At 46.4% G+C, this 19689-nt stretch carries 3 protein-coding genes; all 3 read left to right on the forward strand.

Features of this window, described 5'->3' with window-relative positions; genetic code table 11:
- From C2M32_RS03980 to C2M32_RS03990, 3 genes are read left to right on the forward strand one after another with little or no spacing between them, the layout of a single operon-like run.
- Complete coding sequence (locus C2M32_RS03980; RefSeq protein ID WP_105167219.1) at nt 1–8691, forward strand: SDR family NAD(P)-dependent oxidoreductase; 8691 nt, start codon at nt 1–3, stop codon at nt 8689–8691.
- Nucleotides 8692–8727: 36 nt separating this feature from the next.
- The gene (locus C2M32_RS20970) at nt 8728–10611 is read left to right on the forward strand and encodes an AMP-binding protein (RefSeq protein WP_105167220.1); all 1884 of its coding nucleotides are present in this window, start codon (nt 8728–8730) and stop codon (nt 10609–10611) included.
- Nucleotides 10509–19190, forward strand: a complete 8682-nt coding sequence (locus C2M32_RS03990) for a non-ribosomal peptide synthetase (RefSeq protein WP_267894518.1) — start codon at nt 10509–10511, stop codon at nt 19188–19190. The genes C2M32_RS20970 and C2M32_RS03990 overlap by 103 nt, the downstream gene beginning before the upstream one ends.
- The last annotated feature ends 499 nt before the right edge of the window (nt 19191–19689 follow it).

Consider the following 19689-nt stretch of genomic DNA (forward strand, 5'->3'; position numbering starts at 1 on the left):
ATGACTACAGCAAATTTAAAAGCTCGGTTGGCGAAGCTATCACCCGAGCAGCGGGAGCTTTTGCTTAAAAAGCTCCAAAATAGCCAAAAAACGACTAAAAAAGAAACGGTTGCGCCGGTTACACGAGAGTTTGGTTTATCCAATGCACAACAAAGAATGTGGTTATTTGAGCAGTTAAACCACGGTGACAATGCATACAATATTGTTTCAGCATTGCGCTTTGTTGGGGACTTTAATCCAGAAGCATTTCGTTGGTCTATCCAGCAGTTGGTTAACCGTAATGAGATGTTCAGAACTTACTACAAAGAGGGGGATACCCCACTACAGGTGGTAGAGCCTGAGTATCAAGTTGAAGTGAACATGTTAGCACCACTGGCGCTGGATTTTGTTAAAGATAGAGAGCAGGTTGAAGCGTTTGTTGCAAAACAAAGTGATGTTGCCTTTGCACTAGATAAGCTGCCATTGTTCAGCGTCGATTGTGTGCCTTTGGCAGACGGTTCACACATCATTATGTTTGTGATCCACCATATCCTTGCGGATGGCTGGTCATTAGGTTTGATCGAGGAGCAGCTAAACGAGAACTATTTTGCATATTTGGATGGTCAACGCGACGATGTTAAAGCCAATGCATGCCAGTTCAGAGACTTTGTGGCTTGGGAAAAGGATTGGCTAGAGAGCAGTAGCGCCGATCAGCAGCGCCTTTACTGGAAAAAACAGTTACATGGAGCACCTGAACATTTGCCAATGCCAACAATGGTACCGCGTAGTTCACAGTTGACGTTGAATGCTCAATCACATTTGTTCCAATTGAGTGAGCAGCAAATTGAGGGCTTAAAGCAGCTAGCGAACGATCATCAAGCCAGCTTCTTTATGGTATTGGTCGCCACCTTTAAATTAGCACTAAGCTACTTTAGTGGCGTTGAAGATTTAACCGTGGGTACGCCAGTTGCTAACCGTAAACGGGCCCAGTTTGACGGCGTTATCGGCATGATGTCCAACACCGTGGCGCTGCGCAGTCAGCCGAAACGCAGCAGCACGTTTGTTGAGTATTTAAACCAAGTTAAAGCCATGTCTTTACAGGCATTTGCGAACCAAAACGTCCCATTTGAAGAAGTGGTTGATAGTCTGCAACTAGAGCGTAGTGCGCACTATTCGCCGTTATTCCAAGTGTTGTTCGCATTACATGCTTCAGACAAAGAAGAGCTGCAACTGGATGATATCCAAGTTGAACCAGTCCACCTAGCTCGTAAGACCATTGAATTCGATATGATTTTTGAGTTTTTCACCAGCAATTTCAATGATCATCAGGTGGTCTTTTCTTACAAAGAAGACTTATTTTCAGCATCGATGATTGAAGCCTTAACCGCGACTTTTAATGCGATCGTCGATTATGTGACAACCCGTACCGCGTCAGACTTGCCGCTGGCTGAGTTGTTCACTCCCCTAAATCAAGCTGCTGGCGTGGTTGCTCCAGTTGCGAACTTTGAATTCAGTGCGGAGCAGGTCGCAGAGCGTATCAGCGCACAAACAGACCATAAAACCTTGCAACAGCAATGGCAGTCTTTAGATGTAAAATTGAACTGGCAACAGTCAGTCAACTTTATGCAGCAATATTTACCGCTCACGGCACAAGATACGGTGTTATTAGAGGCGCAGTTGAGCCCTGAATTATCATTATTGGTTAACCTTTGGGCATCAGCGGTTGGCGCACAGTGTCACTTCATCAACGGCCTTGATGAGATAAGCGAAGCGGCCACTGTATTAGTGGCCAACCCTGCAACAGCACAAGCACTCAGTCGCCTAGGCACAACACAGGCGTTACGCGCTGTGTTGGTCAACGGTGCGCAACCTGATTTTGATCTCAGTGCATTGGCAATTCCGGCTTACTTCACTTGGTCAATGCCACATTGTTTACCCAGTGTGATAGCAAGCTCAGCAATGAAGGGTAAAGGGGTTGCTTACACAGGAGAAGTCAGCATTGTGAATACTCTGGGTGAAGTGTTACCAGAGGGTGCAGTGGGAGAGCTTAAGGTAGAACAGTATTTAACAGGGATTGCAGCTTGTATTGAAAATGGTGAGATCTGCTTATTGCACTATGTGGGCAATCGTCATACTCAGTTACAGGCTTGGCACAATGGTCGCTGGGTTGAGTGCGCAGCCATCAGAGCACAATTATTGGCTCAGCAAGGGGTGCAAGATGCCGTGGTTTATAACCGTAAAGACAGTGCGGGCATTTATCGTTTAGTGGCTTATATTGTCAGCAATCGTCCATTATCAGGCGAACGCTTGTATAGCGAATTGAGCGAAGCGCTCCCCGCGCATCAAGTCCCGCATGCGCTGGCTTTTGTGTCGCAATTACCACGTAACACACAAGGTGCAATCAACTTTACTAAGTTGGAAGAAGTCGCTTTATTTGACCGCGAGCAATTGATTGGTGTGGACGGTTACTTGGAGAGCAACTTACGCACTGCAGAGCCGATTTCACTCCAGCAACTGGCGCGTCAGCAACAAGGCAGTGAGGCATCACAGAGCAATGACACACCGGCGACAAGCTGTGGGGAAGCGCTCGATTTTGACGCCCTACCGAACAACTTAGCAGAGCTTTTGTGTAATGCAGCACAAACCGACCATGGTGTGACCTTTGTGCTTAATGAGCAAGGTGAGACGCAGCGCATTGGCTATGCAGAATTACTAGAGCAAGCAAAGCGCGTGGCAAATGGTTTGTACAACGCGGGTCTTACAGCTGGGGATCGAGTGGTGTTGCAGCTTGCGAATAACGCCGATATCGTGCGTGCATTTTGGGGATGTTTAGTCGCAGGGATGGTGCCTATGCCGGTGGCGTGCCCTGACAGCTATGATGTTCAAGATAAAGATTTTGAGAAAATCACCAGCAGCGTTAAAGACTTACATATCAAAGCCGCGATTTGTGAACACGCTAATCAGAGCGTGCTAACAACACAAACAACACTTGAGCATGCTTTGTTATTAGAAGAGTTGCTGGCCCACCAGCCCGGTGAGGTGCATGCAGCAGACTTGGATGCGGTAACGTTATTATTATTGACCTCTGGTAGTACAGGTAAACCTAAAGCGGTACAGCAAACGCATCGTGCTCTGATCAGCCGTTCAGCAGCTATGGCAAAAGTTGGACAATTTGACCAAAACACCACGAGTTTCAACTGGATGCCATTGGATCATGTGGGTGGGATTGTGATGTACCACCTACTCGATGTTTATTTAGGCTCGAACCAATATCACTGTGCTACCGATGTTATTTTGAAACAGCCTTTATTATGGCTTGACTGCCTGAGCCAGTTTAAGGTGAACAACACGTGGGCTCCTAACTTTGCGTATGCATTACTGAACGAGCACATCGACCCAGAGGTTGATTATGGTTGGGATTTGAGTGCCTTGCACTTTGTACTCAATGGCGGTGAAGCAGTTGTTGAAAAAACAGCGAAACGTTTCTTAGAAAATCTAGCGCCTTATCAGTTGAGTTCACAGGCCATGCATCCGGCATGGGGCATGTCTGAAACCTGTTCAGGGGTTGCGGTAAATACCGACTTTGATCCGCTAAACAAGCCAGGTAATACACCTTATGTCACGGTAGGTGGTGCGGTGCCAGGCGTGCAAATGCGCGTTGTAGATGGCGACGATAAGGTACTTAAAGAATCTCAAGTCGGGCAGCTGCAAATCAAGGGTGCACCTGTGACGATGGGATATCTGAATAACGAAGAAGCCAACGATGAAGCGTTCACGGATGATGGCTGGTTTATCACCGGAGATCTCGCGGTGATTAACCAAGGCCAGTTGGCGATTACCGGTCGTGCCAAAGATCTGATTATTATCAATGGTAATAACTACCAAGGTCAGGAAATCGAACAAGTCGTTGAATCGGTTGAAGGCGTGTTGGTTGCACATACTGCCGCTTGTGCGGTAAGAAAGTCTTCGGATGACACAGACAAAGTGGCGATTTTCTTTACCACTGATAAGGTCGAAGAGGCAGAACTTAGCGAACTTAAAGCACGCATTCAGCAGGCTTGTTTGCGTAAGCTACAAGTGGCTTGTCAGTACTTTATCCCACTAGAAGCCGATGAGTTTCCACGTACGTCGATTGGTAAAATCCAACGCAATAAACTGGCGAGCGCGTTTGCGGCGGGTGAGTTTGACCAGCGCATCATTGAGTTTGATATGGCGCAGGACGAGCAGTATCTACCCGCTTGGTTCTATCGTCCACACTGGCAGCGCGCACAACGCGGTGCAGAATATTCGTGCCAGTTGGATACGTTAGTTATCAGTAGCGACAACTCACTGGCTCAACAGCTGAGCGCAGAGACCCTAGGAACAGCAAATGTACAGTGCATTGCGGACCTATCACAGTTAGAGCAAGCACTAAGCGTGGGTGATACGTGGCGTGTTATCTACCATGCGAACACGGCTCAGGCGCTAGGTGATGTGCTGAGCATAGTGCAACAAGCGCAGCACAAACTAGCTAGATTAGATGTGATCACGCAGCAGGCTTTTAGTGTTGCCGATGAAGCGGTTGATACGCAATTAGGTGGCCTACATGGATTCTTGGCCACGTTACGTCAAGAGTACCCAGCAGTCACTTGTACGCATATAGATGTGACAGAGACGTCGTCTCACTTAATAAACGAGCTTCGAGCGGCGACAACAAGCGCGACGGTTGCTCTACGTGACAGTGCGCGTTACGAGTACAAGCTTGCGCAGGTTAATGAGTTCAATCAGACCCAGTTACCGGAACCATTTAGCGCTGAGAGCTTCACTTTAATCACCGGTGGTATGGGTGGTATCGCACAAGTGATCACACAGGCTATGACACAAAATGGCTCGGCGGATGTGTTACTCGTTGGACGTAGTGAGCTTGATGAAGCGCAGCAATCCAAACTAGCTAATCTCGCAAACTCAGGCTGCAAAGTGGCTTATCAACGCTTAGACATTACAGACAGCGCAGCGCTTAAGCAGGTGATCAATGACTATGAACAGCGCTGGAACAAGCCAATTGGCAGTGTGTTGCACTTAGCTGGTCAATTACGTACAGCGATGATTGCTGATGAAGATATCACAGCACTACAGGCATCATTACATGCGAAAGTACAAGGTGCGATGGCCATTGCTGAAGCGTTGGCTGGGCGTCAGGAAGTAAGACAAATCCACTTTGGCTCTGTGAATGGCTATTTTGGTGGTACACAATATGCCGCGTACGCAGCAGCAAACAGTCAGCTAGAAGCAATTTGTCACTCACTTAATGCGCAAGGCTACTCAGCACAGTGCTTACATTGGAGTATGTGGCAGCAGTTAGGTATGAGTGCTGAGCATGTAAACAACGAACAAACGCGTGCTAAAGGGTATTACGTACTGAGCCCAGAACAAGGGATAGCAGCTCTGCGCCTAGCATTGCGCACGGATCACAGCGCGCTGCTTATCGGTATTGACCAAAGCAATCTATTTATCAGTCAGTACGTTGCGCAAGCAACTCATGCAACACAGGTTATCTCATCAACGGCCGAAACCTTAAGTCTACTACCTAAAACCGATGGTTTTGGACAACGCATTGAAACTCGCGTCACCGATGCCAATGAGGATGATAGCGCGCAAGCTTGTTACGTAGCAGGTCGCGATGAGCCCAAGACAGTACTGACACATTTAGCTCAGATTTTCTGTGATTTATTGTCGTTATCTCGTGTGCGTTATGACGATAACTTCTTCGCCATTGGTGGCGATTCAATCATTGCTATTCAGGTGGTGGCCCGTGCCAAAGGCGTCGGAATCGCGATTGAACCGCGCCAATTATTTGAAACCCAATCTTTGACAGAACTCAGCGCTAAAGCGGGTATTGATGAAGTCACGGTTGATATTGATGAGTTCATCACCGGAGAAATTAAAACGGCGGCGATTGGACGTTGGTTCCACAGCTTAGCGCTGAGCGATCCGCATCATATGAACCTATCTACCATGTTGAAGTTCAAGCAGAAGCCCGATTTTGCGCGGTTACAAAAGGCGATTCGAGCCTTGATGAAGCATCACGATTTACTGCGTGCGCGCTTTGATGTGAATCAGCCTGAATTACAGTGTGAAATTGATGCGAGTTACGATATTGAACTAGAGCGTATCACCCTTGAACAAGATGATAACGTGCCATTTGCAGAGCGTTTAGAGCGAGTTGCAACGGGGTTACAGAGTTCATTAAATATGGATGAAGGGGCGCTTGTTCGAGCCATCTATCTGGAAGACCCAAGTACGGGTAACGATCGATTATTGTTGGTTGTGCACCACTTACTGATTGACGGTGTATCTTGGCGTATCTTGGTAGAAGACTTGATGTTCTATTATCAAGCTCCAGACCAAAAGGCACTTAAAACAGCAAGTTACAACACATGGATCAATGCATGGGAAGAGTACCTAGACAGTAATGATTGTGCTGAAGAAGCCCGTTGGTATCTAGAGCAGCATCAGCAGGATAACGGTAATGATGAATTGGCGTTTGTAGATAATCGTTTTGAAAATACCCGCCAAGAAGAGCAATCCATCGAATTTAAGTTGGATAAATCACTATCAGAAAAGTTAGTTCGCCAGCTCCCTGCCAAGTGTAACTTGTCTATCAATGAGGTGTTATTAACGAGTCTACTGCTGGCTTATGAGCAGTGGGCTGACCAACCCAGCATGTATCTGATGATGGAAGGTCATGGTCGAGAGAATCTACCTGCAAACACTCCGGATGTGAGTCGCACTGTGGGTTGGTTTACTTCACTCTATCCAGTACGTCTAAGTGGCGCAGCGTCGGGTGAATTGAGTGACACCTTTAGACAAGTTAAACGTCATATGGCAGCCATTCCGAATCAAGGTGTGAGCTTTAACTGGCTGCGTTATCACACTGCGGATAATGCATTGCGTAACATGCCAGTACCACACATGAGCTTTAACTATTTAGGCACCTTTGATGTGGCAGATGAGCGCGACATCAGTTTTGCGCCTGAATCTTCAGGGGTACAAACTTCACATAGACAGCAGCGTTTGTACGAAATTGATTTCCTTGGTGCGATGCTGGATAAGCAAATTAACTTCTCCATCATCTTTAATCAGACCCGTATCGCGCGTGACAAAATTCAAGCATTGGTTGAGTTGTGGCAAAGCAAGATGGCGTTTATTGCCGAGCAAGTTGAGACCTTACCTCGCTTTAGTTCAGAGGCTCAAACTCAGTTGCAGTATTTTGCCAATGATGCCCATCACGCCAGTACCCAACGTTTATTGGCAGGCCTAGCGGACAATGACATCCATTGCGCCATGCCAGCGACATCCACACAGGTCGGTTTGATGTATGAGAGCTTGGTCAGTGACACACAAGGCATGTACGTATCGCAGTTGGTCAACCAGCTACGTGGTGAGCTCAATGAAGCGGCCTTTAAGGCAGCGTGGCAAGCCATCGTGGAAAGACACAGCATTTATCGCACTGCATTTCATGTCAATGATGAAGGGGTGTTTGTGCAAGCGGTGAAAGAGTATGTGCAAGTGCCTTGGCATTCTCACGATTGGACGCACCTGAGCTCAGAGCAACAAGAGGCGAAGTTTAATGCCTTGGTAGCGCAAGATGCCCAAACCAACTTTGATATTGCGCAAGCACCATTGATGCGTATCAACCTAGTGAAACTCTCAGAGGATTGTTATCGCATGTTGCTCAGTGAACACCATGGGATTTCCGATGGTTGGTCACGTGGTGTGGTGCTCAAAGAGCTCGCACAGTTCTATTTAGCTTATTTAGATGGCAGCGATCTGGCGTTACCTCCTGCACATCCATTTGCCGATTATGTTGGCTGGTTGAACCGACAGGATAATCAGGCCGCCAAGCAGTTCTGGCAGCAAAGTTTAAGCAATGCACCGATGTGTAAGCCATTGGCAGGTCAAAACGAGGCAACACAAGTGGCCAGCATAGACAGATTTTCTTGTCACTTTAGTGCCGAGCTGTCTGAGCAAGTACAGAGCTTTGCTAAACAGCATCGCATCACAGTCAATACCATCGCGCAGCTTGCATGGGCGCTGACGCTATCTACATACAGTGACAGTGAAGATGTAGTGTTTGCAACCACCTTATCAGGACGTCCGGCAGCCCTTGAAGGTGTAGAAGAAATCGTCGGGCCGTTTATTAACACGGTTCCGGTGCGCATCAAACTTGATCAGCAACAAAGCATCTTAGGGTTGTTGCAACAATGTCAGCAGTTACAACTTGGCATTGCTGAAAACGACTTTTTGCCATTGAGCGAAGTGCTCAAACAAGGGGGCTTAAGCTCGGTGAGTGAGGTGATCAACAGTTTGTTTGTGTATGAAAACTTCCCACTAACAGCGCCAACCAAGCAGCCTGACAGCAGCCTTTGGGTGGAATGGGTAGATAGCCTGGATAAATCTGAATTTCCATTGTCATTGATGCTCGTACCTGAGCAGCAGCTCGAATGGGTGGTGTATTACCACACGCCACATTTTGATGCTGAGTTTATCAAGACGATGTCTGAAAACTATCAAACAATTTTAGCGACATTAATGGATAACAGCGCACAAAGACTCATGGATGTAGCGCTACTTCCAACCACTGCCTACGCCAAGATACAGCAGCAACTCGAGCAGACAAAGGCGTTATCTCAGCAGGCAGAAGATACTTCGATTGAAGTATTAGAATTTTAAAAATGACAAGAATAATAAAGAATTAGGAATAAGAAAATGACATTAACAGTACTAAAACAAGCACAAGCACAGGGCGTATTACTTTACCTAGAAAACAACAAACTGAAAGCGCGAGCAGCGAAAGGTGCGATGACAGATGACTTAAAGAAAAGCATTGTTGAGCATAAAGATGCGTTGGTTGAGCTGATGTCTTCGTTCAATTTGTTGAACCTCAATGATGCGATGATTGAGCAACAACAGAACTATTGGCTAGAGCAGCTAGCAGACTCTAGTGAACAAGCTTGGCAAGTACCGCTAAGCAAGCGCTCTGCCAATACCCAAGGTGTGGAATATGCACAGCACACTGTCGTGTTGGATGCAGGATTGCTGGCGCAACTAGATGCGTTTGCCATTGCACAACAAACGGACCGTTTCGCGGTGTTACACAGTGCGCTATGTGCTCAGCTGAATCAGTATTCTGGCGTGAAGGATTGTGTGGTATCACAGCACTTACAAGGTGGTATGGGCTACTGTGCGGATAACTTTGATAACAGTGTTGCGCTGCGTATGAAAATGACGGACGACGCGTCATTTAAAGATTATTTAAATCATTATGAACAACAGCGTATTGCAGCATTGAACAACGCCAGCTTAACCGCCGGGTTATTGGCAGAAGCACTACAAAAAGATGAGCAAGCTAGTGTGGCGGGTCAACCTCGTATGTTCAGCGGTTACTATGAGCAATCACGTCCTGAGCATGACTATGATCAGGGCTGTGATCTGAGTGTATCGTTTGTGGCTAAATCATCTTCACTGGAAGTGACTTGGCGCTACAACACCCATTGTGTTTCAGACACATTTGTTAAGCGCTTTATGGCAAATTTCCAAGCATTGATTGTGTGTGTGTTAAATGCCGATACGCAACCACTTAGTAGCTTGCCGTTATTATCAAAATTTGAATATGAAGAATTACAATACCTAGCGCAAGGTGCCAGCGATGAGCGACACGTACAATATGACTCGGTGTTAGCACGTTTTAATGCATGGGTTGAGTCTACTCCTTCGGCAATCGCGGTGACGGATCAGGCTCAGTCATTGAGCTATGCCCAACTTGATGCCAAAGCCGCTCAGGTTGCCTATCACTTGCTGGATAATGGTGTACAGGTGGGCGATGTTGTGGCCGTCAGTATGGCCCGCTCGGTTGACTTTATGGTGGCTATTTTAGGGGTGCTCAAATCGGGTGCCGCTTACTTACCGATTGACCCAAGCTACCCGGCTGATCGTGTGCAGCATATGCTCAATGACAGCCAAGCGCGTATGTTACTTAATCATTCGGACAATGTGATTAGCGCTGAGTTTTCTGGCACCGTGATGAGCATTGATACTTTACAAGACACCAAAGCGCGTCCATTACCACAAAATCAGGCCAATGATTTAGCCTATGTGATTTACACCTCAGGCTCAACGGGGCTACCGAAGGGGGTTGCTTTATCTCATCGTGGTGCGTTGAACTTATTTTTCAACCAGCTAGATTGCTTCAAAATGAGTGAGCAAAGCCGTGTGTTGCAGTTTGCTTCTATCAGTTTTGATGCGGCAACCTGGGAGTGGATGATGGCATTGTTGGCGGGGTCAAGTTTGTATATCTGTCCAGAAGCCGCGCGTACCTCAACACAAGATTTGGCCGATTATCTGGTTGATAACGGCATTACCCATGCCACATTGCCGCCGTCATTGTTAACTCATATGGACATCGAGCGTGATTATCAGTTTGATGCTTTGATTGTTGCCGGTGAGGCGATTGAAACGGCACTGGGTGGCGTTGGGCTGATAAATTCCCACTGTATAATGGCTATGGACCATCTGAAAGCACCGTATGTGCGTCGGTTGACCGTATCCGCGCCAACGAAGTGGTCAGCATTGGTAGTGCGCTGGCAAACTTAAGCCTGTATGTGGTTGCACCGAACACCCAGCAGTTAGTACCTCGCGGCGCAGCCGGTGAACTTCTGATCGCGGGTGCATCATTAGCGAAAGGTTATTTACACAACCCAACATTGACCGCGCGTAGCTTTATTGAAAGCGATTTAGGTGTTGGTAAAGCTCAGCGTTTGTACCGTACCGGTGACTATGTTCGTCTGTTGGAAAACGGCAAACTAGAGTTTTTGGGTCGTATTGATAATCAGATCCAATTTAACGGTTTCCGTATTGAATTAGGTGAAATCGAGCAGGTGATTCAAGCGCAAGCGGGCGTGAAGTCAGCGCTGGTGATCCTCGACCCACATTCACAGTTAAAAAGATTGGTTGCCTACGTGATCAAAGAAGATGATGCGTTCGATAGCCATGCGGTATTAGACGGTGTCAAAGATCAACTACCTGATTATATGGTGCCTGCGGTAATTGTGACGGTTGATAGTTATCCACTGACTGCCAACGGTAAAGTGGACACCTCTAAATTACCGATTGCAGATGTAAGCGCTAATAGATCAAATGCTTATGTAGCACCTAAAGATGAAGTGCAACGTTTATTGTGCGAGCAATGGCAGCAATTGTTGATGGTTGAACAAGTGGGTATCACGGACAGCTTCTTTGAATTGGGCGGAGACTCTATTTTGTCTATTCAAGCGGTTGCTAGAGCGAACCAAAAAGGTATCAATATCACCACTAAAGGGCTATTAAAGCTACAAACCATCGAGAAATTGACCGCTGATCTTGCAGATCAAGCGCCACAAGAAGTTAAAGCAACGCAAGAAGCCTTAACGGGTAATGCGCCGCTGTTACCCATTCAGCAGTCCTATTTAGATAACACGCAAGTTGACCATCATTACTTCAATCAAGCCGTGTTATTGTCAGTACCCAGTGAGTTGAACCACGCGATGTTGACTCGTATTGTTAATGCGATGGTCGCTCGACACGATGCGATGCGTTTAGGCTTTAGCCAAGATGAACAAGGTCAGTGGTGCGCTCAGTATCAAACTTTCAGCGAGCAACAGCTTAATGCGTGCTGTGTAGCATTGGATTTACCAGAAGATACTACACAACAGGCACAATTCATTGAACAAGTGGGTGAGCAATATCAAAGTAATTTTGCGCTAGTTGGAGATCCGTTGGTTCGTGCGGTATTACTGAGTTCAAAAGAGACGCAGTATGTGTTGTTCGTTGCACACCACTTGATTATTGATGGCATGTCTTGGCGTGTACTACTACAAGACTTAATGCAAGCCTATGGTCAATTGAACCAAGGCCATGAGATAGCATTAGGCGCAAAAACGTCAAGCTATCAACAATGGACCGAAGCGCTCGCTGATTACCAAGACCCAGCGCAAGACATCTGGTCTTTATCACAACCAGTTGATCGAATTGAGACCGACTTTGATGAAGTGGGTGACAATAGCCAAGCTTCAACACAAATGTGGCACTTTGAACTCAATGAAAAAGACACGCAAGCTTTGTTAAAAGAGTGTCCAAGTAGCTACAACACCACCATTAATGAATTATTGTTGTCAGCATTGGCACAGGCATTACACCAGTGGCAAACGCTCGATACCGTGTCAGTTATGCTCGAAAGCCATGGCCGCGAACCGTTATTTGATGACATTGATACAAGCCAAACGGTGGGTTGGTTTACCAGCATCTATCCTTTGGTTCTTAACTGTGCCGATAGCGAAATGGGCGAAACCATTAAAGATATAAAAGAGCGTTACCGCGCCATTCCAAACAATGGTATTGGTTTTGGTTATTGGGCACAGCGCAACCCTGAGCTGGCAAGCCAATATAATCCTCAAATTCTGTTTAACTACTTAGGTCAGTTCGATCAGGCGGTTGACAATGAGAGCGGCTTTGCTTTTGCAGAAGGAAACCTAGGTAAAGCCGTCAGTGATAAACACCAGCGTGAATACCTGCTGGGTATTAATTCACTCGTCAGCGAAGGACGCTTGTCTGTGGCACTGGATTACAGTGAAAACCGCTTTACAGCAGACAACATCAAGTCGTTTAGTAACTTATTAGAACAGGCATTAATTGAGCTGGTGGCACACTGTAAAGTTGTTAAACAACAATATACGCCATCGGATTTTCCGTTAGCATCAATCACCCAACAAGAGCTTGATGTATTACAGCAACAGCATGATATTGCAAGGCTATATCCTGCAACATCAATGCAAAAGGGCATGATGTTCCAAAGCTTGGTAAAAAATGATGCGTATCTAACACAGAGTGACTTCGTGTTTACGGGTGAAATCGACCTCACGTATTTCCAACAGGCATGGCAATCAGTGATTGACCGCTTTGATGTGTTTAGAACCGTCTTTGTAGGGTCGGGTGAGTCACTTCATCAGCTGGTTGTTAAGCAAGCGACATTACCGTGGCATGTTGAGGACCTGCGCGAATTAGGTGAGCAGCAGCAACAACAGCGTTTCGATGAATTTAGAACACAAGACCGTCAACAAGGTTTTGACTTAGCCAATAGCGCACCGATGATGCGGGTTGTAATCTTCAAGCTGGCAGATGACAAGTACCGTTTACTTTGGACGCACCACCACATTCTACTAGATGGTTGGAGCTTACCGATTGTGTACGGCGCTGTGGTTGAAAGCTATGAGTGTTTAATGCAGGGCAAGCCGTTGGTGACTGCACCAAGTGGTGACTATGAGTCTTACATTCGCTGGTTGGGTGAGCGTTCACAAAGCGATGCACAGCAATATTGGCGTGGTCAGTTGGGACACATTGATAATCCAACACCATTAAATATTGATAAGTTACCAACGGATGGAGAAAGCGGTCACCATGTTCAACGTCAATTATTGTCAAAAGAACAGACAGCCCGTTTAAAAGACTTTGCCGCCAGTGCACAAGTGACCGTTAACACCTTGCTACAGTTTGCATGGGGTTACTTACTACATCGCTACAGCAATGAAAACGAGGTGGTATTTGGCTCTATCGTATCGGGCCGCCCTGGTGAGTTGTTGGATGTAGAACAGATGGTTGGCTTGTTTATCAACAACATCCCTGTGGTACTCAACCTTGATAATCAACAGTCAATTCGCGAGCAACTACAAGCAATGCACGCTAACTTCCAAGAAGCGAACGAACATTGCTATGTACCGCTCAATGAAATTCAATCCTACAGTGAAGTTGAAGGTGGTTATCCACTATTTGACAGTATTTTCTCATTTGAAAACTACCCGTTGGATGCTGCTGTAAGCGCAGAGAAAGAAGCAAGTATCGCGGTTGAATCGGTGGACGCCTTTGAAGAGAACGAATACAAGTTGACAATCAATGCGGGTCTTAGTGAGACGTTGATTGTGCGTTGTAGCTACTACAAAGAGCAGTTTGCACAAAGTACCGTACAGCGCGTACTTGATCACTACATTCAGATCCTATTACAACTGCCGCAATGTGAGCAGCTAACACAGGTAGAACTATTAACGCAGCAAGAGCAAACGCAACTGCTAAGCATGGGCGAGCAACTCAATCACTATGAGGTGACGCGTTGTATTCACGAGCAGTTTGAGGCACAAGTCGCGCAATATCCTGATGCTGTAGCGGTGGTGTGTGATGATCAACAATTAACCTATCGTGAGTTGAACGAGCGTGCCAACCAGATAGCACATTACTTGATGACGCAAGGTGTGGAAGCGGATGAATTGGTCGGTTTATACACCGAACGTTCGTTGGAAATGATTGTGGGAATTTTAGCGATTCTTAAATCAGGTGCGGCTTATGTGCCACTGGACCCAGACTATCCAGATTCGCGTATCGAATACATGCTCGAAGACAGTGATATACGCATCGTATTGACTCAGTCACATCTGCAAGAAACCATCCCAGCAGAAGAGCAGTTGTTGGTGCTAGTTGATGAACCCGAGCGCTATGAAGGCTTCCGTAAAGACAACATCAGTACTACTGATGCCAATGTGTCGGTACAGAATCTGGCTTATGTGATTTACACCTCGGGTTCAACGGGCAAGCCTAAAGGCGTGCTGGTAGAGCATCGAAATGTATTGCGTTTATTTAGCTCATCAGATGAACATTTTGACTTTAAGCAAACGGATGTTTGGAGCTTATTCCACTCGATCTCTTTCGACTTCTCAGTGTGGGAGATTTGGGGAGCACTATTTTATGGTGCGAAGTTGGTTGTTGTACCAAAAGAAGTGGCCAAAGAAACAGAGCGTTTCAGTGCCTTAGTAAACGAACAGAAGGTGACGGTATTAAGCCAAACACCTGCGGCATTTGAGCTATTTAGCCAACAAGATCAAATCGAGCCACATGATACCTTACGTTATGTTGTATTCGGTGGCGCGGCATTGAACTTTGCCAGCTTGAAGCCTTGGATAGCACGTCATGGTGACGATGCACCACAGCTTATCAACATGTATGGTATTACTGAAACCACAGTACATGTTACCTACAAGCGCGTAACGCAAGAGCATGTCATGAGCGAGCAAGGCAGTATGATAGGCTTCCCGCTGTTGGACCTATCTTCATATGTACTTGACCAAAACCAGCAGTTTGTTGCTATTGGGGTACCGGGCGAACTATATGTGGGCGGTGATGGCGTCACGCGTGGTTATTTAAACCGTGATGATTTGACCGAACGTGCCTTTATCGACAATCCATTTATGGCTGGCGAGCGTTTATATCGCACAGGGGACTTAGTGAAACGTATCGACACAGGTGAACTCGTTTATCTAGGACGTATCGATGATCAGGTGAAGATCCGTGGCTTTAGGATTGAACTGGGCGAGATTGAGCATCAAATCCGTGACCATCATTCAGTCAATGAGGTCTTAGTTCTGACGCAGGGTGAGTTACATGACAAGCGCTTAGTGGCTTATGTCGTACTGACAGAGGGTCAAGAGCAACAGCAAGCGATCGCTGATTTAAAAGCCAGCATCACCCAAAGCTTAGCGCCACACATGGTGCCTGCGGCCTTCGTTGTGATTGATAAAATTCCGCTGACAATTAACGGTAAAGTAAATAGAAAAGCACTACCAGAAGCTGATTTCTCAGCATCGGTTGAGGATTATCAAGCACCTGAAACAGCAGTTGAAGTCGCGATGGCTGATATTTGGCAGCAGGTATTGAAAGTCGAACGAGTTGGGGTGAGCGATAACTTCTTTGCACTGGGGGGAGATTCTATTCGCGCGATTAGCCTAGTTGCAAAAATGAAAGAGTCGGGTTACTCGGTGTCAATAGGTGCGCTGTTTGAGCATCCAACAATCAAACAACTCGCAGGGGTGGTTGCACAAGAAGAAGTGATCTCACTGCCAGATGTGCCAGCATTTTCAATGCTAGCAGAGCAAGAGTATGCCAAGCTACGTGACCAAGCTGATTTCGAGAGTATCGAAGATGCTTATCCAATGACTCAGTTACAACAAGGTATGGTGTTCCATAACTTATTGGCAGGCGGTCAAGGTATTTATCACGATGTAATGAGCTTTAAGATTAAGTCAGCATTTGATGCACCGACATTTGCAGCGGCGGTGACTTCGTTAGCACAGCGTCATCAAATTCTACGAACCTTGTTTGTGATGGACTCGCAAGCCTCTACTCAGTTGGTATACAAGCAGTTGGCTGTGGAGCCGGAAGTGGTGTCATTAACTGACATGACAGAGCAACAACAAGCTCAGTACCTAACTCAGTGGATTAACGATGAGAAAAACTCGGCGTTTGATTTTAGCAAGCCACTATGGCGCATATACATTCACCAACTAGATGAAGAATGCTTCCAATACACCATTAGCTTCCATCACGCATTATTTGATGGTTGGAGTATTGCGACATTAAACACTCAGTTATTCAATGAGTACATTGCGCGTAGAGAAGGGACTTATCAAGCCAGTGACGACGTAGTGCTGCCATATAAGTATTTAGTGCACCAAGAGCAAGCCGCCATGCAATCACAAGAAGTGAGAGATTATTGGCGCAGCAAACTGGAAGATGCGAATCTGCCTTGGTGGGCGGGTAAAACCCTGACGGGTAAATCGCGTCAGGTGTTGGATGTTAGCCCTGAGTCGAGCCAAAAAATCCGTGACTTAGCGAAGCAGCTAGGGGTGCAAGAAAGAAGTATTCTACTGACTACGCATGTGGTGCTATTGGCATTGGTCAATGGTAACAAAGACGTTGTGACTTCCGTTGTGGCTAACTGTCGCCCTGAATATGAAGGGGCAGACAAAACATTGGGCTTGTTCTTAAACTCACTACCCTTTGTAACGAGCTTAGAAGATCACAGTTGGCAGGATTTAATCAAGCAAGTGGATGCACAAGTGTCGCAAGATGCTTCGAAGCGTACACTACCGCTGAGCGTCATGCAAAAAGACGCGGGTTTGGATTTCTCGTCATCGTTGTTTAATTATGTTGACTTCCATGTGTATGAAAGCCTTGCGGATGACATCGAAGTAATGGGAGCACAAGGCTCACTTGAACAAAACTACTTGATCAGTGTGACTTACTCAAAAGTAAAGCAAGTTGCACAAGATACCTTCAACCTAACGTTGGATATTGATCAAGAAACCTTTGGTGAAGCGATGGCTGAACGCATGTTGCAATATAGTCAACGCATTATCGAGAGCATTACGCAAACACCAAACAGTGCAATTTCGTTTACTGGGCTAATGAGTCAAGATGAGATGGCGCAACAGTTGGCACATTGGAATGACACGGCGCGTCAGGATGACCAAAGTGCAACCGTGTACCAAGGAGTCTTCGCACAGGCGAGCAAAACTCCAGACGCTATCGCGGTACAAGCGGGTGAGACGCAGTTGAGCTATCAGCAGTTGGTAGATAAAGCAACCCGTATGAGTGCGTACTTTGAGTCACAAGGATTGCGTAAAGGCGACCGCATTGGTTTGTATATGCCACGTTGCCCACAGTTAATGATCACTCTGTTAGCGGCGATGAACTCTGGATTGGTGTATGTACCAATTGACTTAAAAAATACCCAACAACGGGTAGAAAAAATCGTCTCCAGTGCTGAATTAAAGCTGATGGTATCCATGGCAGAACTGTCGCAGCAGACGGCTAAGTGTCACGTTGATGTGATGCTGGTGGATGATGCGTTAAGTGCAGATTGGCTCGCCAATGTGACGCCACAGGAGCACAGTACGGTATCAGCAAGCGGTAGCGATAGCGTGTATGTGATTTATACCTCTGGATCAACGGGTGAACCAAAAGGGGTTGAAATACATCATCAAGGCTTGATGGACTACTGTCAAACGGGTCTCGACTTGTACTACAACACCGACTTGAGCGGCTCATTGGTGGTGACCTCTCATGCATTTGACCTGACAGTACCCAGTTTGTATTTACCATTATTGGCGGGTGGTACGGTCACGCTAACAGCCATGGATGAAGAAATATCTGGATTGCATCTTGCGCTCACGCGTGGCGATAAACGCCAATACTTGATGCGTATGACGCCGATGCATGTAAACGCCATGTTGGCTCTGATGGAACCATCTTTTGTCAGCGAAGCGCGTCATGTGTTTGTCATTGGTGGAGAAAGTTTTGCACCAAACGATGCGAAAAAGCTACAAAGCTTCTTCCCTCACAGTGTGATTTACAACCACTACGGCCCATCGGAAAGTGTGGTGGGGTGTACCATATACAACGTGAGTGAAAAACTCGATAGCGACATCGACGTATTACCAATTGGTCGTGCAATGCCCAATACCCGTCTATACGTGTTATCGCCAGAGCAAGAAGTGGTGCCTGTAGGTTGTGTAGGTGAGTTGTACATCGCAGGGACAGGGGTTGCGAAGGGCTATCTCAATCGTCCTGACTTAACGGCCGAGCGTTTTGTTGAAAAGAGCTTTGCCAATGGGGTTACTGAGCGCCTGTATAGAACAGGTGACTTAGTGCGCTACGATGAACTAGGGCAGCTGTACTATATGGGCAGAACTGACCAACAGATAAAAGTGCGTGGTTACCGTGTAGAGCCAGCAGAGATTGAACAAGTGCTTCTTAAACAGTCTGATATTAACAATGCTTTAGTCATGATGTTAAAAGATGACAATGGTGAAGCACAGCTAGTGGCTTATGTGACCACCTACCGCGAAGCAACAATACACAGCGACTGGTTAGTAGAATTGAAGGCGTATCTTACGCAGTCATTACCTAACTATATGGTTCCGAGTGCGGTTGTTCATTTAGAGAGCATGCCATTGAGCATCAATGGCAAGGTAGATAGAAAGGCACTGCCTAAACCGGATGCGATGGCGCAACAAAATTATGTTGAACCAGCCTCAGAAACGGAGCAGGCTGTAGCGTCAATCTTTGCAGACATCCTGAATGTAGAGCAAGTTGGCCGCCATGATGACTTCTTTGCACTCGGTGGACACTCTTTGAATGCCACACGTTTGGTGGGCATGGTGCGAGAAGTCTTTGCCATAGAGCTACCACTGGTTGAAGTGTTCAATCAACGTGACGTGATGCACCTTGCACAAACTATCGATGAAATCGTGACAATGAGTCACAACGTCGTTGGGCTTGATGAGCTGTCAGAGTTAGTGGAGATGCAATGGTAAAACGCGATTTACTAACTTAATCCTAATTTACTAACTTAATCCTAATAATGAGTTAATGTCAAAACCAGCAAGGACGCTGGTATTCAATCCAAAGGAACAGGGTGTCATGTTGCGTATCGCATCGCAACTCGCTTGTTTGTGACAGTCTGTTCCTTTTATCTCCCAAAATTTGCTATGTCAGCCTTGATTTTTAGACCCCCTACTTCAGTGGTTAAAATTTAATCGCACCTTATAACTTAAACCTACCAATCAGTCAGTTAAAGCCGTTTTAGATTATTTACTCTTGCGCTAAAAAATCGCTTTTCTTCGCTAAATTCCAAGCGTCTACAGCACCATACCTAGTAGATATGGCAGGTGACAGTTTTCCAAAATATGGAGACACTACATCGACTTATATTCCGTAGTGCCGACGTACTAGGAGAAGGATATGTCGCGGTCGTTAAAGGAGCATAAGCTGGGTAGGCCTTGGTAGGTTGCATTGTGACCAGTTGCACAGCCA

The organism is Pseudoalteromonas sp. T1lg23B (genome assembly GCF_002964665.1).
GTDB lineage: Bacteria > Pseudomonadota > Gammaproteobacteria > Enterobacterales > Alteromonadaceae > Pseudoalteromonas.

Bases quoted from the DNA above. Each gene is read 5' to 3' on its own strand.
- C2M32_RS03980 (WP_105167219.1), top strand. From the start codon at position 1: ATGACTACAGCAAATTTAAAAGCTCGGTTGGCGAAGCTATCACCCGAG.
- C2M32_RS20970 (WP_105167220.1), top strand. From the start codon at position 8,728: ATGACATTAACAGTACTAAAACAAGCACAAGCACAGGGCGTATTACTT.